This window comes from Rhizobium sp. BK251, from assembly GCF_004345245.1.
GTDB lineage: Bacteria > Pseudomonadota > Alphaproteobacteria > Rhizobiales > Rhizobiaceae > Rhizobium.
In genome coordinates, this window is record NZ_SLUQ01000007.1 from 421,573 (window position 1) to 439,566 (window position 17,994).

General features: G+C 58.6%; 23 protein-coding genes and 1 pseudogene. 7 read left to right on the forward strand and 17 right to left on the reverse strand.

What is annotated here, in order from left to right; all coding sequences use genetic code 11:
- The first annotated feature begins 59 nt into the window (after positions 1 to 59).
- Positions 60 to 299: a hypothetical protein gene (locus EV286_RS20060; protein ID WP_132958919.1), complete on the forward strand. Its 240-nt coding sequence runs from the start codon at positions 60 to 62 to the stop codon at positions 297 to 299.
- A 217-nt stretch (positions 300 to 516) separates the two neighbouring features.
- Here EV286_RS20060 and EV286_RS20065 read toward each other — a convergent pair whose 3' ends face one another.
- The 10 genes from EV286_RS20065 to EV286_RS20110 all read right to left on the reverse strand — a co-directional run bounded on the left by EV286_RS20065 (position 517) and on the right by EV286_RS20110 (position 6,258).
- Positions 517 to 795, reverse strand: coding sequence for a hypothetical protein (locus EV286_RS20065; RefSeq protein WP_132958920.1), 279 nt, complete (start codon positions 793 to 795; stop codon positions 517 to 519).
- A 430-nt stretch (positions 796 to 1,225) separates the two neighbouring features.
- Complete coding sequence (locus EV286_RS20070) at positions 1,226 to 1,741, reverse strand: transcription termination/antitermination NusG family protein (RefSeq protein WP_132958921.1); 516 nt, start codon at positions 1,739 to 1,741, stop codon at positions 1,226 to 1,228.
- A gap of 63 nt (positions 1,742 to 1,804) precedes the next feature.
- Positions 1,805 to 2,458 (reverse strand): ribonuclease H, encoded by a 654-nt coding sequence (locus EV286_RS20075; RefSeq protein WP_245500769.1) that lies wholly within the window; start codon positions 2,456 to 2,458, stop codon positions 1,805 to 1,807.
- Complete coding sequence (locus EV286_RS20080) at positions 2,455 to 2,676, reverse strand: hypothetical protein (protein WP_132958923.1); 222 nt, start codon at positions 2,674 to 2,676, stop codon at positions 2,455 to 2,457. The genes EV286_RS20075 and EV286_RS20080 overlap by 4 nt, the downstream gene beginning before the upstream one ends.
- Complete coding sequence (locus EV286_RS20085) at positions 2,669 to 3,799, reverse strand: hypothetical protein (protein WP_132958924.1); 1,131 nt, start codon at positions 3,797 to 3,799, stop codon at positions 2,669 to 2,671. The genes EV286_RS20080 and EV286_RS20085 overlap by 8 nt, the downstream gene beginning before the upstream one ends.
- Complete coding sequence (locus tag EV286_RS20090) at positions 3,796 to 4,098, reverse strand: hypothetical protein (protein ID WP_132958925.1); 303 nt, start codon at positions 4,096 to 4,098, stop codon at positions 3,796 to 3,798. The genes EV286_RS20085 and EV286_RS20090 overlap by 4 nt, the downstream gene beginning before the upstream one ends.
- Positions 4,099 to 4,276: 178 nt before the next feature.
- On the reverse strand, positions 4,277 to 4,525 hold the full coding sequence (locus EV286_RS20095) for a DUF6074 family protein (protein ID WP_132958926.1): 249 nt from the start codon (positions 4,523 to 4,525) through the stop codon (positions 4,277 to 4,279).
- Complete coding sequence (locus EV286_RS20100; protein WP_132958927.1) at positions 4,522 to 5,367, reverse strand: hypothetical protein; 846 nt, start codon at positions 5,365 to 5,367, stop codon at positions 4,522 to 4,524. The genes EV286_RS20095 and EV286_RS20100 overlap by 4 nt, the downstream gene beginning before the upstream one ends.
- A 209-nt stretch (positions 5,368 to 5,576) precedes the next feature.
- Entirely contained in the window at positions 5,577 to 5,894 is a 318-nt protein-coding gene (locus EV286_RS20105) for a hypothetical protein (protein ID WP_132958928.1), read from the reverse strand.
- A gap of 127 nt (positions 5,895 to 6,021) precedes the next feature.
- Complete coding sequence (locus tag EV286_RS20110; protein WP_348633570.1) at positions 6,022 to 6,258, reverse strand: helix-turn-helix domain-containing protein; 237 nt, start codon at positions 6,256 to 6,258, stop codon at positions 6,022 to 6,024.
- A 108-nt stretch (positions 6,259 to 6,366) separates the two neighbouring features.
- On the opposite strand from EV286_RS20110, the gene EV286_RS20115 reads away from it, so the two are divergent.
- The 3 genes from EV286_RS20115 to EV286_RS20125 all read left to right on the forward strand — a co-directional run bounded on the left by EV286_RS20115 (position 6,367) and on the right by EV286_RS20125 (position 7,721).
- Positions 6,367 to 6,909, forward strand: coding sequence for a hypothetical protein (locus EV286_RS20115; RefSeq protein WP_132958930.1), 543 nt, complete (start codon positions 6,367 to 6,369; stop codon positions 6,907 to 6,909).
- Positions 6,910 to 7,098: 189 nt separating this feature from the next.
- On the forward strand, positions 7,099 to 7,272 hold the full coding sequence (locus tag EV286_RS20120; protein WP_245500770.1) for a type II toxin-antitoxin system HicA family toxin: 174 nt from the start codon (positions 7,099 to 7,101) through the stop codon (positions 7,270 to 7,272).
- A 14-nt stretch (positions 7,273 to 7,286) separates the two neighbouring features.
- Positions 7,287 to 7,721 carry a type II toxin-antitoxin system HicB family antitoxin gene (locus EV286_RS20125; RefSeq protein WP_132958932.1) on the forward strand — a complete coding sequence of 145 codons (435 nt, stop codon included), beginning with the start codon at positions 7,287 to 7,289 and terminating at the stop codon, positions 7,719 to 7,721.
- 155 nt (positions 7,722 to 7,876) lie between these two features.
- Here the strand turns inward: EV286_RS20125 and EV286_RS32875 are convergent, their stop codons facing one another.
- The 7 genes and pseudogenes from EV286_RS32875 to EV286_RS20155 form a co-directional block, all read right to left on the reverse strand.
- The gene (locus tag EV286_RS32875; RefSeq protein WP_348633575.1) at positions 7,877 to 8,545 is read right to left on the reverse strand and encodes a site-specific integrase; all 669 of its coding nucleotides are present in this window, start codon (positions 8,543 to 8,545) and stop codon (positions 7,877 to 7,879) included.
- Positions 8,476 to 8,898, reverse strand: coding sequence for a site-specific integrase (locus tag EV286_RS32880; RefSeq protein ID WP_348633576.1), 423 nt, complete (start codon positions 8,896 to 8,898; stop codon positions 8,476 to 8,478). Before EV286_RS32880 ends, EV286_RS32875 begins: the two co-directional genes overlap by 70 nt.
- 60 nt (positions 8,899 to 8,958) lie before the next feature.
- Positions 8,959 to 9,132, reverse strand: a pseudogene (locus EV286_RS32885) (Arm DNA-binding domain-containing protein); the annotation flags it as partial.
- A 677-nt stretch (positions 9,133 to 9,809) separates the two neighbouring features.
- Positions 9,810 to 11,009 carry a mandelate racemase/muconate lactonizing enzyme family protein gene (locus EV286_RS20140; RefSeq protein WP_132958933.1) on the reverse strand — a complete coding sequence of 400 codons (1,200 nt, stop codon included), beginning with the start codon at positions 11,007 to 11,009 and terminating at the stop codon, positions 9,810 to 9,812.
- A 17-nt stretch (positions 11,010 to 11,026) separates the two neighbouring features.
- Positions 11,027 to 12,388, reverse strand: coding sequence for a mandelate racemase/muconate lactonizing enzyme family protein (locus EV286_RS20145; protein ID WP_132958934.1), 1,362 nt, complete (start codon positions 12,386 to 12,388; stop codon positions 11,027 to 11,029).
- A 59-nt stretch (positions 12,389 to 12,447) separates the two neighbouring features.
- Positions 12,448 to 13,614, reverse strand: a complete 1,167-nt coding sequence (locus tag EV286_RS20150; protein ID WP_132958935.1) for a mandelate racemase/muconate lactonizing enzyme family protein — start codon at positions 13,612 to 13,614, stop codon at positions 12,448 to 12,450.
- A gap of 52 nt (positions 13,615 to 13,666) precedes the next feature.
- Positions 13,667 to 14,377: a GntR family transcriptional regulator gene (locus EV286_RS20155; RefSeq protein WP_132958936.1), complete on the reverse strand. Its 711-nt coding sequence runs from the start codon at positions 14,375 to 14,377 to the stop codon at positions 13,667 to 13,669.
- A gap of 208 nt (positions 14,378 to 14,585) precedes the next feature.
- Between EV286_RS20155 and EV286_RS20160 the strand changes: the two genes are divergently transcribed.
- The 3 genes from EV286_RS20160 to EV286_RS20170 all read left to right on the forward strand — a co-directional run bounded on the left by EV286_RS20160 (position 14,586) and on the right by EV286_RS20170 (position 17,987).
- A complete protein-coding gene (locus EV286_RS20160) occupies positions 14,586 to 16,064 on the forward strand; it encodes a sugar ABC transporter substrate-binding protein (protein ID WP_132958937.1) in 1,479 nt (492 codons plus the stop codon).
- Positions 16,065 to 16,140: 76 nt separating this feature from the next.
- Entirely contained in the window at positions 16,141 to 17,100 is a 960-nt protein-coding gene (locus EV286_RS20165) for a sugar ABC transporter permease (RefSeq protein ID WP_132958938.1), read from the forward strand.
- Positions 17,097 to 17,987: a carbohydrate ABC transporter permease gene (locus EV286_RS20170; protein WP_132958939.1), complete on the forward strand. Its 891-nt coding sequence runs from the start codon at positions 17,097 to 17,099 to the stop codon at positions 17,985 to 17,987. The genes EV286_RS20165 and EV286_RS20170 overlap by 4 nt, the downstream gene beginning before the upstream one ends.
- Positions 17,988 to 17,994 lie beyond the last annotated feature (7 nt).

Genomic DNA, 17,994 nt, shown 5'->3' on the forward strand with positions numbered 1-17,994 from the left:
GACTCGACTATTTGCCGAGTGCGTGCGTCAATCGGTCCCGCAACCAGAGGAAGGGGAAAATGGCCAAGACACCCAGCAAACCACCATCAAAGCCAGCGTCGAAAAATCCGACCGCTAAGCCACCAGCAAAACCTGCTTCCACGCCCGCGACGAAAGCTGGCCCCAAGAAGCAATCAAGCCCAGGGCTTTCTACTCTCGCGTCCGACATTCTTAGCGGGAGAAAGAAAGCAACACAGGGCGATGCCGAACGGTTAGCTGCCTCCGTTCTCGGCCAAGATGAGAAGAAGGGGCAGAAATGACTGGGCGCGAGGAAGCTAGTACCCTTCCTCGCGCTGCTAAACCCCGCGATAGCACTTCACCAACTAGACGATCTTGCCCTTGAAATACCCGTAATTGCAGTGAGCCCAATCCTTTAGATTGCTTAGGAACGTGGGCTTGTGCTCGTGTCCGCCGCAGTCGCACCACTTGGGACGCATTGCAGGGGCTATGTGGAGAGAGCAGTCTGACATGTGGCCTTTAGGCATAGCCAAGCACCCTGTTGGGCGCCTGTGCTTGGTTCAATTGGTTCAGCAAATAGTTAGTGTCGAACTTCTGGGGATACAGCAGGCGATCATCGCCAGTTGGCCACCCAAGCTTGTCGTGCTCGACCTTGCAGACAGCGTAGCCAACCTCATAAGCAATATCGGCATTGTCGTACTCGCCCCCAATGGATGTGGCGGCCGCTCCGTTCTCACTCTCTTCATAGCGCGTGACGATATACCGGGTTACCGGCTTGATGCGGTATTCGATTTTCATGTGTAGTTCCTCTGCTGAAAGCGACGGCCGCAGCCGCCTATCCGAAACATTCGGAATCAGAAACCCCGCCGGAGCGGGGCTGTGTGTGCCTTGGATTGGCTCGGGAAGGACGCCGGGGAGGCCGAAGCCTCACACACTTACGTGCTCCCGAGCGATATGTTTGCCGCTATGCGGCGGATTTGTTGCCCCGATTATTCCACCATTCGGGACGAGATGGTTCGGAAATCACAGCTAGGCCATGACCGGAAGTTCTTGTGGGAATTTCGGCAATATGCCGCCAAGGCCGGAAGTGCGAAGCTTCCGATGGCCCCGTGGGTGACTCAATGGCCCCCAACTGCAAATCAGGCCGCAAATCGCGATACGCAGAAACTACTGTAGTCATATCCAAAAGACAAGAGCGGCAAATCTGCCGCCCTGTGGAATTCCGGGACTATGCCGCGACCGGCTGAATGGAGCCGATCCGGATTTCGACTTCGCGATTTGAGATGGCCTCGATGATGGCTTTGACAGCACGCTTCCCGGCCATGCTGGTGACACTTCCATAGTGGCCGGCGAGGGGACCCTCGTTGATCTTGAACCGATAGCCGGGAGAGAGTGTCGCGACTGGTGGCGGACGCAAGACATCGAATTCACCGCGCTCCTGGGCGTCACGCCAGGCTTTGATTTCCATCGCCGGGATGGACACCAGGGAACCGTCCGGCCGGGTATCGTAGAGGATCGAGCTGACATGCTTCATGGTATGGACGCGATCGAAATCCTCGTGGAGCAGGTCGCCGAAGAAATACCCCGTGAACAGCGGAAACCGCTTCTCGATCCATTTCTTTGACTGATGGTGCCGGACTTCCTTCCTCATCGTGGGGCAGTAGGCGTTGATTTGCGCCTGCTCGAACTCGTCCACCGCCTTGAACTGACGCCCTGCCTTAGCCTTGATTACGAACCACGCCATTCGTTTTCCTCGGTCGTTGCGCTGCTTCGTGAACTATACCAAGCCTTTGAGACAATTGCACTATTACCGCATTATTTCCCGGCATTGATCGGTGAGATAATCACCAGTTTCCTCGCCAAAAGCAGGGGAAAGCGCGGTATCGGTTCTTGAATTACCGGATATGTCACGCATCCCGATGTTGGACAGCTCGTCGGCGCGCTCGTTGCCGACAATGCCGGCATGGCCCTTGCACCATTGGATGGTGATGCCCTTGGCGCCCGTAAGCTCGGCGTCGATCGCCTGCCACAAATCCAGGTTCTTGATTTCGGAGTTCTCCGGCCGGCTGTTTGGCCCACCGCGTTTCCAGCCTCGGGCTTTCCATCCGTGGCGCCACTGGTTGGCACCGTTGACGCAATACTGGCTGTCGCACTGGATCGTAGCCGGCCGGCCGTCAACCTTGGCCCAGCGTATGGCCATGATGAGTCCCGTCAGCTCTGCAATATTGTTCGTCGTGTAGGCGAACCCGCCATGCTCGGAATGGATCTCCACACCGTCGAGATAGACGGCCACGCCCCATCCACCGACGCCCGGATTTGGCTCCGCAGCGCCGTCGCAGAAGATCTGCAGGCCACGCCCGTACTGCGTCGGGTCCACCATGTGCGGATAGATCTTCGGCTCTGGTGGGCGCCCAAAAAGATCGGACGCCGCCTTGTATTTCTTCCAGCCGGGTTTCTTCACTTCGCACCCCGCTTTGCGTTGCTGTCGCGCAGCCTGAGGCCCTGCAGGCAGAGTCCGTAGAGGCATATCGCGCTGCAGACGAAGGTCAGGCCCATCACCGCCAGCAGCGGAGGGATGGTGAAAAATTCCAGGGCTTTCACCGCGCCGTACACGACGAGGAAGATTGCGACGATGATGCCGATGGTCGCGACGGCTGCTTTTGCATGGGTCTTAAGCATGGTCATGTTCCTTGTGCTGGGAGGATGCACTTGCCGGGGATGCGTCGAAGAACGATGCCGGAAGCGTTGGGAGCGCCCGGAACATGTCTTCGACGGATATCGCGAAATATGCCTTCTCGCTTCCGGCCCATGAATCCGCTCGAAGGAACACCCATGAGGCGTTTCGCCGGAACTCGAGGGTCACAAACGGGGAGCTGTCGAGGTTTCCCCATTTCTGGACCATCGCGAGGTTGTTGGTGTGTAGAAACAGGCGCGCGTCCTCGACGTGGGCGCGGGCCTCCCGCATGTGCTTCAGGGTCGGCATCGCCGCACGACCGCGGGCGATGACCTCACGTGTAATTTCCGGATCTGCGCCGGGCACCCAGGCGGGCAGGGGCTTTTCCAGATCGTCGAGAACCTTCAGCACGTCTCGCAAGGTTGCCGCGGGCTGATAGTTATCCAGGAAATCCCGGCCCACCATGGTGCCAAGGTGCACCGTCTCGATGATGCGCTTGCCCTTGTCGTCCTTCAGGCCGCTATCCTGCTTTTGCTCGACCTTGCCGCCGCGGGTCAGGAATTCGACGTCCATGGTCCTGATGAACCCTGGAACGTCCGCCGCCATGGCCTTCTTGGCGCTCTCGACGGCGCGCGCGGTGGGCATCAGGTCAGTGACGAACTGCCGCCAGGCCGGTACGTTGGCTACCATCCCGGGCCATTTGGCAATGATGCCGCGGGCCTCGACTTCCTGGGAGTAGCGCTTGACCGCCACGGTGTACTCGGCGCCCATGTGCCGCTTGCAGCAACCGTGGCCGACGAAGTAGCTCGCCCGCATTTCCGGTATCCAGACCAGGCGCCCAGTTGCGAACTTCGGACGGTTCGGCCGGCAGATGGCGCAAGGGACCAACTCCCTGTCGTCGCGCTTGGTAAGATCGACGTCCATCTCGCCCGTCAGGAACGTCAAACCCTCAATGGTCGTTGGCTGCGCCGTCGATATGAATTCGAAATCCTCGGGCCGGCTGGTCGCCTTCAGGTGCTCCTTGAACGCCTCGATTACTTCGTCGGACGGGCGCTCATCGAACACCGGCAGGTAGACGCCGCCAAGATGGACACGGATGGCGTCGAGGGTGTTTGCAGCCTGGATCATACCGCACCTCCAGTCGCCTTGCGGAGAACATCGGCCGCGAGCGCTGCAGCTTCCGCCGCGCCCGGGATAGGCTCGTTCAGGCTGAGAGGCTCCACCTCCTGGCATGCTGACAAGAGTTCGCGGACGTCCTGATGCTGCTCTTCCGACAGGTCACCCCAGACCGAGAAGAGATTGCGACCGATGTACCATTTGGTCTTGTGGTCCCAGCAGTGGCCCCAGTGCTGAGGGCCGTCGCTGAGAACTATGCTTCCGCCGCACTTCGGGCAGCCGCCCAAATCTTCCTCGCAAACGAGGGTCATAGGCCTGCTCCTTTCGCATATTGGGAAAACCCGAATTCCGCCCGCTTCTCGGCAGGGCTCACCGGGTCACCGGATTGTCGATCGATCCAGCGCCACGCTGCCGAACTATCGGGGAAGGGGCCGGCGATATCTAGCCCGTCGTGGCTGACAAACCATTGGCCGTTGCGATTGACCGCTGTCATGCCGCGCCCTTTCCATTCTCATCGATGGCGCGCTGTACCGCGGACATAAAGGCCACGATCTGACGATCGATTTCGGCCCCTGTCATCCCCAGGGTCTGCATCCGCTCGATCATATGGTTGAGGTTCTTGTTCCAGTAGCCGACCGCGGCGCGCGGGTTCATTTCGGAGAACACAGCGGCGAACCGACGAATTTTTCCGACGCGTTTTGCCAGAGGGAACACGATTATGCGGCAGGTATCGCTCATGCTGCGTTCTCCTCTTCCGCCGAGACAAGCATCCGCCGCGCACGGGCGCGCGTCATGGTGCCCTTCTTGATCCAGCCGAGCATCATTGTCCGAATTGCGGGCTGTATCCCCTGTTCGCATCCGGCTATCACGTCGGCCAGCATGCTTTCGGCCTCTTCATCGGTCTCGGGGATGGGAAAGGGCTCTTCATCATCAGCATCGGACTTCATCGTTGCGTAGTCGTTCCCCCTTAGAAAGGTCTCACCCTCTTCAGAGATATAACCTCTAAGGTTTCCTCTATGGTATTTGGGGTCGCCGTTTAGCCCCCCGTCGTACCAATCCGCGACCCCCCGCCCAATTTCAGGGGGGTCGTCGTTTGTTACCCCTTTCACTGCGGCGACATTTTTCTTGCGCCTGTCTTCTCGCTTTCGAGCTGCATCAAGCTCGGCGAAGTGCTCTTCAGCATCCCGGACATGAAGCTTGACGCGCTCGACATTCGGGTTCTCGACAAAGTACTTCGTGCAGCCACTCTTGGTCTCACCTGCCTTGCGTAGATAGCCGCACTTCACCAGCAGTTTCCGCGCCTCTTTCGCTGTTGTCTTGGACTTCATCCTACCGCGCGCCATGAGCTTGTTGGACGACGCATATACGGCGGTAGGCTTGAGGGTCCGCTTGTCGACGACTACGAACGACAGGTAAGCAATCATCGCCTCTGTACAGTTGGCGACGCGCAGCCGCGGATCTGCGGCTACCGTTTCCATCGTGCGCATTTTGAAGGCCACGAGCTCGCTGCACGCGATCTGGTATGGCGTCCTGCTTCCTATCTCGAGGACTTCGCCGTCCGGGGTGACATATTCCGTCAATGGCGGCCTCCAGACTTCGAGCGCAGCTCGGTGGCAATCCGGCACGCATTGCAGGCGCCGAGGGCCGATAGGTTGAAGCGCTGGCGCAGGACGTTGACTGTGTTTTTCGGGGCCTCGGGCTGTGAAGCGAGCCATTCGGCGGCTTCCAACACGAGCGTGGAAGGTTCCCCCGATGTGGGGGGGGGAAGAGGTGTTCACCGGCGCCGCTATCATGCATGCACCTGCTTGTTGGGCAGGATCTGAAGCTCGGTTCTGGCCACATATCGTGCGTGTGCTCCTGGGAAGGGACCACCGTGCGATTCGTGCTGGGTCTCAATCGCAAAGCCAGCGCCGCGTAACTTGTGAACGTAGCTTGCCCAACGCATGGCGGGATGGCTGACCGGCGTGCAGCCATCCGAGCCGGCTTTGATGAGGTTTTCCAAGGCCCATGCCAACCTTCCGGTAACCGTGATGGGGTCGCCGTGTGGTTGGCCGTTGCTCAGGACTTGAACGCGCAGCGTATATGGTTCATGCTTTGCTGGTGTCATACGGAGGCCTCGTCTCTGGAGTGGCACGCAAGGGGAGTTGCCCACTCGTTGGGTTTTCTCGATTCAGAAGCTGCTGTGGGGTCCGCCAAGACATTTCCGCGGCAGCTTCTTTCGTTTGTGGTGTCCGTCATGCCGACACCGATGAGCGCGTACGCTCCCATTCAACCAATTCATCCTCACGGAAGAACCGGCGCCTGTTGATCCGCATGGGCTGCGGAAAGCAAAGCCCATCGTCTTTTAGCCATCTCCATAAGGTCACATCCGTGATGTGATACCGATCTGCGACCTGCGTCCCGGTCAAATATTTTACGCCTTCACCCATAAAGTTTGTTCTCCTTTCTTTCGTGTTCGTCGACGACCTCATTGTGTCGATTAATCAATACACGATCGTACATAAGCATTCAAGTAATGGAAAAGCCCTTGTCATGTTCTCCCAAGGAAATTATGAGGATATCAACAGCGGGGGAATCTCATGGCGCGCGAACCGAACAAAAAGACCGAGACGCTCTCGATCCGCCTCGACCCAAAGACAAGGTTCATTCTGGAATATTTGTCGCGCTTAAAGGGGCAGACGATTACGACAGTCGTGGAGCGGGCTATAGTGTCGGCCGCGTCTCAAAGCCCGATTCCTCGGGAGTATGAGGATCCGATTACCTGGCACGACCTATGGGATGTATCCGAAGGGGTGCGCGCTTTGAATATCGCGGCAGTCCCCGAGACGTATCCAACCTATGACGAAGAACGGCGCCTGGTGTTCGCGCGTGAGCACTGGCCCTTCTTCTATTCAGATGAGAACTACAAGTATCCGCTCAACTACTACGTCGATACGTTGTGGCCGCGCGTCGACGAATTTATCCGGATCCACGACGAGAGCCGGCAGAGCAATTACTTTGCGGCCGGCGAGGCGATGCAGCAGGCACTATCTGCAGCCAGGATAGAGCCGCCGGCATGGCCGCAGCCAAAGCGGGTGGTCGAGAAGACTAAGCCGCTCAGTGATGACGATATCCCGTTTTAGGTCGAGGATGAGGTACGTTACGTTTCGTTGATATCAACTTGATATGAACGTAATACACCAGCTTATAGAAGCTCAGAGGCGTGAAATCCATTTTGAAATGCATATAAATCAATGGCATAGGGGGCACTCAACACTTGTGTTGACTTCCACACTTGTGTTGACTAGTTTATATAGATGAATGCAAGCGAGATGAAACGATACCTTGCCAAGCAAGGTTGCCGCTTTGAAACTCACCGCGGAGGTAGTGGTCACCTTACTGTATACCTCGGTGAAAATAAATCGCAGTTGCCTATGCACGGTGGCGCGAAAGAGCTTGGGCCAAAACTGGTCGCAAAGATCAAAAAAGACCTCGGCCTAAAATAAGAGAGGATAGATAGATGGCGTGGTACAAACTGGCAATACAGCCGGATGGCGATGTGTGGCTGGTAACGTCCGACGATTTCCCCGAGCTTGTTACGTACGGGGCGACGCAGGAGGAGGCGCGCCTAAATGGACGGAACGCAATCGAGGAAGCTATCGCGGGTCGGATTGCCGACGGTGAGGATATCCCGCACCCGCTGCTGGATGCTGACAATGGTCAATTAATCGAAGTCCCCATGATGGTGTATCTGAAGTCTGCTATCTATATGATAATGCGTGAAAAAGGATGGACCAGAGCTGATCTGCAGCGAGCTTTAGGATGGCCTCACCGTGAACAGATAGACCGTCTGTTTCGGCTCGATCATCAAACTAAGCTGGATGCCATTGAGGATGCGTTCAGAGCACTTGGCGCTCCGCTTAGAATAGATGTTCCGTTTCCGAACGCAGCATAGATCTGAGAAGTTCGCCAACTCGCCGACGGGGAAAGTCGCCAACCGGGCGACTTGCACCCAGGCCCGCAATGCCATGTAACGCGTAATGCGCGTTACAGTAACGTTACGTGACGGAGAGTGACGCCAAATTCGTCACCGTGACGATTTTGGCGAGCCTAAGAGGCTTCCTTGGATACCTCAACGATGCGCTTAACCAGATACGTCCACTCTGTTAGAGCCGCACGCTTTTCTTCGGCGTAGGTATGCCGGTTGTACGTCTTGGCTACGCCGCGGATGGTGCCTGACTGGTGATTCAGTGCCGCCTCCACGACGTGCACAGGGTGCCCAAGGCGCGCCATGCCGCTTGCTGCTGTTCGACGCAAGTCGTGAAGCGTCCACGGATCTAGGGAAACGTCCTCGACCTCGCCGCCGCGCTCCTGTGCTTCCTTCCGGGCTACCTTGAGCATTTCCTTGTCGATTGCTGCCTTACCCTTGGAAAAGCCACTGACGGGCGTCTGGCCATTGGTGGTAAGCAGTAAGCCAGACAGCTCTCGTTCCTTGGCGTCGGTCTTTACCTCGCCGTCCTTCGACACGCGAGGGATGCCATTGATGACCTCAATAGCGAAGCCGGCGAGGGGGACGTAGTGTTCCTTCTTGTTCTTGGCCCGTGTGGACGGCACGACCCATTCCTGGTCATTGCCGGCAAGGTTGAACTCTTTCCGCTCGGCATGCGCAACCTCGTTGCGGCGCTGGCCAGTCAGCAATAGTAGCTTCGTCATCGGGCCAAAGGGCCAGCCGACCTCGTCGCAGGCTTTCCAGAGCAGCCGGATTTCATCGTCGGACAGGACTCGTTCCCGGCTCGTCTCCGGCGCGGGGGGGTGATGCGCTTGGTCAGCGGTGACAGGTCAACAATGTCGCGTTCCTCGCACCAGGCGAAGAACTTCCGAAGTAGTGCCAATACCCGGTTTGCGAGGGTCGGCGCCCGATCGGCGATGGCATCGATGAGGCTGGAGACATTGCGCCGGGTGATGCTGCGAATATCGCGGCCTTTCCACTTCGGCTTTATCTCGGTTTCAATCTGGCGTTTGTATTCCTTGGCCGTATTCGGCCGGCATTTCTTGTCGATGTGGCGTCTGGCAAAGTCGTCGAGCACGTTTTCAGTCAATGAACTGCCGTCGTCCTTCGCCTTCTTTCGCAAGGCCTTGTCCGCGGCGGGGTCGCCTCCCTCGGATATCAAACGAAGGGCTTTGCTTGCCGCTTGTCGAGCTTCGGCGAGCTCGAAGGCAGGGTAGGCTCCAATCGTGAACTTCTTCGGCTTGCCCTCGGCTCGGTATCGTACAGCCCAGCTCATGGCGCCTGACGGCTGAACAACGAAATAGAGACCGGGTAGACCGCCATCCGGGATTTCCCGCCGGTTGCCGGTGGGCTTCATGTTCTCAAGGGTCTTTGCAGTAAGGGCTTTCGCCACGCCATATCCTCGGGGTAACGCTGGGGTAACAAATGTCGGCTAAAGGCAGTGCAACATAATGTAACTTGCACCAGCTTTCAGTCGCCCTGCAAGGCCTATAAAGCAAGGGTTTGCGCGAATCCTGTTGAAAAGCGGCGAAGCGCTATGAAACGAATGTTCACCTGATTTGTAATCAGGGGGTCGCGGGTTCGAACCCTGCCGGGGGCACCAAAATTTCCTTAAATCAAGTTTCCGCTGCCCTGCTTCGATATCGCTCAGCAATGCAAGGTGCCACTAGGTCGTAACCGATTGCGTAATTCGTCGTGTCGGCTGGGGTTCGCTTGGCATAACCGGCTTGGTTACTGTCCGCTGCCTCAGAAATCCAACGCCAAGTACTCCACGGCCGTGGCGCAAACTCTACATATAGTTCTCGCTAGCGTTCAGAGCGCGTCTGCCTTCCGCTCCGCGCTCCTCAGCAATCGGGTATTCCCAGTCGCTCTCATAAATTGCGAAAAGCATGCTAGTGAGTGTAGTGGGGCGCGCCCGCGATTGACGACTTGCGACAAGCAGGAGACTCTCGCTTGTATGATGCATGACCCGAAGCGTGTCATTCCGGACAGTAATTTGCGTGGACGATTCACGTCCTGCAGGTGGAGAGAGGTTCAGTCGAAGAAGTCCGCATCCTCTTCCCTGAGATATTTCCTGGCCGCTTCGGCGTCGATGTCGAGGCCCAGTCCCGGCGCTTCCAGCAGGTCTACCATGCTGTCCCTCACGATCTGCGGCGGCAAGCCGATTACCAGATCCTCCCACCAGGGGTCAGAGGCACTCGGATATTCGAACGCGATGTAATTTGCAGGCAAGGTGGCGCAGACATTGATCAACGCGCCGAGGCCCAGCAGGCCGTTGGCCGTCCCGTGCGGTGCCATCAGGATCGAGTGCATGTAGGCGTGCTCGGCGACCCATTTGAGCTCGGCAATGCCGCCAATATCGGCTGGATCGGGGCCGATGACGCGCACCGCCTGGGTTTCGATCAGTTCCTTGAAATTGTGCCGCAGGTAGATCTGCTCGCCGGTATGGATTGGCGTCGAGGTGGAGGTGGTCAGTTCCCGATAGGCCTGCGGATTGACCCACGGCACATAGTCGCCCGTCAGCATGTCCTCAAGCCACATCAAATTGTACTTCTCTACGGCGCGAGCGAACCTGATCGCATCCGGCAGCATCCAGCCGGGACCGCAGTCGAGCGCCAGGCTGACTTTGTCGCCCAGCACTTCCTTCATCGCGATCACGCAGTCGAGCATGTGATTGAACCCGCGCTCGCTGATCACGCCCTGATCCATGGCACCGTGATAGCCGGCCTTCGTCTGCGTCACACCGTAGTGGAAGCCCTCGATGGTGTCCTTCATGTTGGAGTGGAACGAGATTCCTTGCTTCACCATGAAGAAGTTCTGCGGCTGCTCCATCATCCATTTGACGTCGGCGGCGTAATCCTCCGGCCGGTCGCCCGTGCGTTTCTGGCGGATCGAGCCGTTGTAGACGCGCACCTTGTCGCGCACCTTGCCGCCGAGCAACTTGTAGACGGGCACGCCCGCAGCCTTGCCGGCAATATCCCACAGCGCATGCTCGATAGCGCTCACCGCCGCGCCGTACGGCTTGAAAGAACCGCGCTGGCGGATCTTCAGCATTACTCTCTCGACGTCGGTCGGGTCTTCGCCGACAAGCGCGTCGCGGAAATGCAGCACCCAGGGCTTGAGGTAGGACTTGGTGAACTCGACTTCGCCCAAACCATACAGGCCCTCGTCGGTTACGATGCGAACGATCGGGTGTTTGCCGATAACGGCACAACGGAGGTCGGTGATCTTCATCTTCGGTCCTTTTCGCCTCAACTCCAGGTTCGATCCCAGGAATACTCGTCGTCCCAGCGGTCGGTCGGTTGCCAGATGCCGGTAACACCCGGCTGCAGATGCTGCGAGATCACCTCGTCGACGACGTCGTCGATCCCCAGGCCCGGTTTGTCCGGAACAGTGATGAAGCCGTCCTTGACGAGCGGTTTGGGAAGGCCGGTGACGATATCGTCCCACCAGTCGACATCCGCAGAGTGATATTCGAGCGCCATGAAGTTTTCGGTCGCCGTCGCGACATGTGCGGCGGCCATTGCGGCGATGGGACTTTCTGCCATGTGGATGGCCATGGCGACACCATGGTCCTGTGCCATATCGCCGATCTTCTTGGTCTCTAGTATGCCCCCGCTGGTGAGCAGGTCCGGGTGAATGACGGAGACACCGCCACTCTTCAGCAAAGGCTCAAAGCCCTCCTTGAGGTATATGTCCTCGCCGGTGCAGATCGGCACTGTAGTGGCATCCTGCAGCCGTTGGTACTGCTCGGTATACTGCCAGGGGATCACATCCTCGAGCCAGGCTGGCACGTATTTTTCAATTCGCCTGGCAAGGCGAATGCCGTTCTGCATGGAGATATGGCCGATATGGTCGATCGCAAGCGGCACATCCATGCCGATGACCTCACGAACCTCTGCGATGTATTGCTCAAGCAGGTCGAGGCCCTTCTCGGAAAAGTGCAGGCCGGTAAACGGGTGCTGGACATTGTGCAGATCGTAGGCAGCGTTGCGGAGACGCCGCTCTGCAACGGTCTTCAGCGGCCCGCGGCGGGGCCCCTCGCGGTATCCTTCCAGTGAGCCGGCAGGAAATACGACCGCACCGGGCACATCCGCGATCTGCATCAGCCCCAAATCCATCTTGAGGAAGGTAAAGCCGAGATCCATGCGCTGCTTGAGGCGCTTGCCGGTCTCGGTGCCGCTCGGCACGGTGGCGTCAGTGTCGCAGTAGACGCGCACCTTCTCCCGAAACCGGCCGCCGAGCATCTGGTAGACTGGGACGCCATAGGCCTTGCCGGCAAGATCCCACAATGCGATCTCGACCGCCGATACGCCACCGCCTTGCCGGCCGTGCCCGCCGAACTGCTTGATGCGGCGGAACAGACGGTCGATGTCGCAAGGATTTTCGCCAAGCAGCCGGCTCTTCAGCATCAACGCGTAGGTGGCGCTGGCGCCGTCGCGCACCTCGCCAAGCCCGACGATGCCCTGGTTGGTGTAAATCTTGAGCAGCGCCGAGGTGAACGGCGCACCGGCAATTTCGGCGACCCGCATGTCGGTGATGCGAAGATCCGACGGTCTGGAATGCATGTTCACCCGATTGAGTGCCTCGTCGGCTCCATCTGCCTCTGGCATGATTTATCCTCGCTTTGGTCGGTGGGAGACGTCGCTGGGGTGGCGTAGAGCGTTGCTAGCTAGTCGAGCTCTATCTCGTGGCTTTGAAGGTAGTCGCGGTTCATTTCAACGCCGAGACCAGGCTTCGTCGTAAGCTTGAGGCTGCCGTTCGAAACATCGAGCGGCTTGTCGATGAGGTGATCGTATTTGCCCAGGTTCCACTCGGACGTCTCGAGTTTGTAGAAGTTGGGAACGGTCATCATCACCTGCGCTCCCGCAACCACGTTGATCGGCCCTGCGGCGTCATGCGGCGAGACCGGGATGTAGTAGGCTTCGCATAGGGCAGAAATCTTCTTGAGTTCGGTAATGCCGCCGGTCCAGGTGACATCAGGCATGATGTAGTCGGCGAGCTTGTTTTCGAGAACCGGCACGAAATCCCACTTCGTGTGGCCGCGCTCGCCCCAGGAGATAGGGGCACTGACCTTCTCGCGGACCTGCTTGAGCGCGTTGAGGCTCTCGGGCGGACAGGGCTCCTCGAACCAGTCGATCTGACCGGCTTCCTCGAGGCTCCGGCAAAGGCGAATGGCGGTGGGGACGTCGAAGCGGCCATGCGCATCGATGAGGATGTCGACATCAGAGCCCGCCGTTTCGCGGATCAGAGCAGTGAGTTCGGCGGCTTCGCGCTCATCCTTGCGGGTCATGCTGCCATCGAGGTAGCCGTCCCGCTGTTCGCGAGCCTGTCCATCGGCGGTGCGGCCCTGGTGAGGGAAAGGATCGAACTTGAGCGCAGTGTGGCCGGACTCGACGATGTCTCGAATTTCCCGGATCACAGCCTCCTTGCTGGTAAACTTGGCCTGGTTGGGATGGGTGTAGAGCGCGATTTCATCGCGCACCGGTCCGCCCAACAGCTCGTAAACCGGCTTGCCAAGGACTTTGCCTCTGATGTCCCAGAGGGCTATGTCGATGGCGCTCACGCATTCGACTGCGGCACCGCGACTGCCCATGTAGGTGAAGCTGCGGAATATCTTGTGCCACAGATACTCGATACGCGCGGGGTCCTCGCCTGTAACAGCGGCACCGATCTGCCGCAGGATCGTGCAGAGGGCGCGATTGGCGAGCCTTGTCGTGGTGGTGATCTCTCCCCAGCCGCTCACCCCCTCGTCGGTGGTCACTTCAACGAACAGAAACTCTCCCCAATAAGAAGCATCGGACTTGATTAGCCACGGCCGCACGCTGGTGATTTTCATCTCAACTGCCCTTACTGAAGTGGTTGGAAAACAATATTGCAGACTATGTATTCTATCCTGCCCGAGCGGCGTTACGCGCACGCATGTGTTCAAGGATGTGCCGGCCGGAGCCCTCGACATGGCGCGCGATGAGTTCGGCTGCATCGTTCGCATTTCCCGCTTTTACATGCGCGATGAGCTCGCGGTGCTCGCTGAGGATCGCGGCACGCCGGGCGAGCGTGAAGTCGAAACGCCGGCTCACTGCTCGCAGCACTTCGCGATGCTTCCACCAAAGCTCAGCGGCATGGCGGTTATAGTGCTTCTGGTACATCACGGTATGAAAGGCGGTGTCCAGCTCGCTGTGCCTGAACGTGTCGGCGAAATCGTTCTCTTCAATCAGGCCCTGGATGCGTTCGAGTTCAGCAATGTCCTCGACGGTGGCCATATTCACGAACCATCGCGTCAGTGCCGGCTCGATCAGGACTCCTATCTCGTAGATGTCCCGAACAAAATCCTGATCTATGGGCCGGACGCGCGCTCCGCGGTTGGGAACCAACGTGACAAAGCCTTCCCCGCGCAACAGTTGCAGGGCCTCGCGCACGGGGTTGGTCGAGGTGCCGTGGCGCCGGGCGAGATCGGTGACCACAAGCCGCTCGTTGGCAGCGAGCCGCCCTTCGATGATGTCTTCCCTGATCAGTTGATAAAGCGAGGCGCCCTCGCTGGAGGCCCCGATAGCGTCGATCCCTTCGGGTGGCTGCGCTTTAAAGTCGCTTGTTTCGGCCAAGGCTGTCCCCAATCAATACACACATTCCTCGGATATCACGTGAATCTTCTGCAAACAATGTACGATTTCTCTGATTGACAGACAATCTATGATCTGGAAACGTATGATGAGGCCGAAGGAATACATTGGGTGGAAAGTTCCGTGGCCGGGGAGCAAAGACCGCTCGCTTCAACGCAGAGCGGCATGGGAGAAAACCTGGAGGATACCTATGACGAGGACTTCGTTCGGCCGTGCCGTTCTGCGCGGCACTGTCTCCACTGCTTTGATGGTATCGCTGATGTCCGCGTCTGCGCTGGGTGCGCAGATCGACTTGAGCAAGTGGTCGCCGGAATATGTGCGCTCCATAGCCGGCACACAGGATTTTGACACGGCGGGCGATTGCTCCAAGGTCACCCCGCTCGACTATAAGGGGCGACTGACTTTCTGGTATCAGGGCGTCTTCGAGGGCGACCCCGACCTTCTGCGCCAATATTACAAGGAGTTCTTCGAGAACTTCCGCAAAACCTATCCAAACATCCAGCTTGAGGAACAAGCCCTCACCTATAATGACCTGTTGGACAAGTTCCGCACAGCGCTCCTTGGCAATGCGGCGCCAATGGCGGTCCGCCTGCAAATCCTGGGCGGCACCGAGTTCGCCTCAAAGGGCTATCTGCAGCCGCTCAAACCCGAGGATGTAGGGTATTCGGCCGAGGACTTCTGGCCCGGCGCAATGAAAGCCGTGACCTGGGAGGGGGTGACCTACGGCATCCCAACCAATAATGAGACGATGGCGTTCATCTGGAATGCCGACGTCTTCAAGCGTGCAGGCCTCGATCCGGACAAGGCTCCGGCAACCTGGGACGACGTCGTCAAATATTCCAAGCAGATCCACGACAAGCTCGGCATTGCCGGTTACGGCCTCGTGGCGCGCAAGAATGCCGGCAATACGCCGTACCGCTTCATGCCACAGCTGTGGGCCTATGGCGGCGGCGTCTTCGACGAAGCCACCGCGAGCCCGACCTATAAGCAGGTCGAGCTCAACAGCGCGCAAAGCAAGGCGGCGCTGCAAGCCTCGTACGATATGTATGTTCGCGACAAGTCGGTTCCGGTTTCGGCACTCACCAACCAGCAGGCAGATAACCAGCCCCTCTTCCTCGCTGGCCAGCTTGGCATGATGGTCTCGCACCCGTCCGACTACAACGTCATGCTCGACCTGCAGAAGAAGGCGACGGGCACCGACAAGGACAAGGCGCAGACCGTCATCGACAACATGCGCTACGGTCTGATTCCGACTGGCCCCGACGGCAAGCGTGCCGTCGTGTTTGGCGGCTCGAACATTCACATCCTGAAGCCCGAGTATGTCGAGGGCGGCAAGGTAGACGAGCCGGCTGCGAAGGCTATCATCTGCATGTGGACTAGCCCCGAATGGTCGCTGAAGATGGCGTACGCCGGCTCAAACCCGGGAAACCTTAACGGCTTCAAGACCAAATGGATGAAGGAACGTCTGGAGAACATCAAGTTCCTTGATGTGACGACTTCGATGCTGCCATACGGCATCCCGTTCCCGGCGCTGCCGCAGTCTCCCGAGATCATGAACATCATCGTCCCGGACATGCTGCAGAATGCGCTGACCGGAGCCATGACCGTCGACCAGGCAGCGGACGATGCGGCCAAGAAGGTGGAAACCCTGATGGACGGCGGACTCTAGTCCGAGCCTGACCACGATCTGACCGGCCGCGCTGAGACTGCGGCCGGTTTGCTCCGAAGAATAAGGGTACTCCACAGTGACGATCTTGATCGGCAAGGCAGAGACTCGCCAAAGACTGCAGCCCGAAAGGTCCGGCGTGCTGCGAAAGGTTTGGGAGCATCGCGCTGACTACGCGTACGTGCTCCCTTCGATCGCCGTGATGCTCATCGTCATAGCCTATCCGATCTACTACACGATTGAGCTCTCGTTCTTTAATACGCCGCCTGGCCTGCAGCTCCGGGACAAGATTTTCGTCGGCCTCGACAACTACACCGCCATCCTCACAAGCCCGGTCTTCTGGAAGGTTACCTCGAACACTCTTATCTGGACGCTGGGATCCACTTCCATCGCTTTTGTCCTGGGGTTTGCCTGCGCGCTGGCGCTCCATCGTGACTTTGTCGGCCGTGGCCTGCTGCGCGCCATCCTGATCATTCCCTGGGTCATCAGCGCGGTCGCCGCGTCCTATATCTGGAAGTGGATCTACCATTCGGACTTCGGGATCATCGGCGCGGTGCTGGTCGGCCTCGGATTGGCCGACCGGCCGCCGAATTTCATCGACAGCGTGAGCACCGTGCTGCCCGCCCTGATCGTCGTCAATATCTGGCGGGAGTTTCCGTTCGCCATGATCATGATGATGGCTGGCCTGCAAACAGTCCCCGATCAGTTGCTGCGCGCCGCAAAAGTCGACGGAGCCAACGCATGGCAGCGGTTCTGGCACGTCACCTTCCCACACTTGAGAAACGTCTCGACGGTGACGATCCTCCTGCTGGCCGTGGCCAACTTCAATTCTTTCATCATCCCCTGGATCATGACCGGCGGCGGGCCCTCGAACGCATCGCATATTTGGATCACCCATATTTATGAGCTCGCCTTCGGCCGCCAGCGCTGGGGGGTGGCATCGGCCTATTCGGTGCTGCTGTTCCTGATCCTGATGTCGCTGGGCTACTTCTACGTCCGTGCGCTAAGCGGCAACGAGCGGAAGGATGGGAGTGCATGAGCACGATTGCCGAGACTGCTTCTCGAGGCCAGGCGCGTCGCCGCACGCGCATCGATGGATGGCGGTGGGGCGGACGCATCTTCCTTGTGTTCATGCTGCTCTACACCGCATTGCCGATGATGTGGATGCTGCTCACCTCGATCAAGTCCGGCTTCGCGGCGATGCAATTGCCGCCGCAATGGTGGCCTGACCAACCGACCCTTGCCAGCTACAAGAATCTCCTCGATCCGCAAAACAGCGTCGGTCAGGACTTCCTCCGTTTCTTCTGGAACAGCCTTTTCGTCTCCACCGCCACGACCATCGTGTCGGTGATAGTTGCAGTTCCCGCGGCCTACGCGTTTTCGCGCTTTACCTTCCCGGGCCGAAACTTTCTGTTCTTCGCCGTCTTGCTTCGCAACATGTTCCCGGCAGTGATCTTTCTCGTACCGCTCTTCATCCTGATGCGCGCGATCGGGCTGGTGAACACGCATGGGTCGCTCGTCCTCACCTACCTCACTTTCGGCCTGCCGCTGGCAATCTGGCTCCTCAAAGGTTTCTACGACAACATCCCGGTGCAACTCGAGCAAGCGGCGCGGATCGACGGGGCGACGCGATTCCAGGCCTTTCTCCTGATCGTGATGCCGCTCTCGACGCCGGGCATCATCGCCACGGCGATCTATTCCTTCATCGGCGCGTGGAACGAGTACATCTATGCCTACACCTTCCTCTCCAAGAACGACCAGTTGACACTGCCGGTCGGCGTCCAGCGCTTCTTCTCGGAAAATACGACGGACTTTCCGGGCCTGATGGCGGCCAGCTTCATGATGAGCGTTCCCGTCGTGGTCCTGTTCCTCGTCCTGCAACGATACTTCGTACGCGCCCTTACAGAAGGCGCAGTCAAGCACTAGGGAGTCG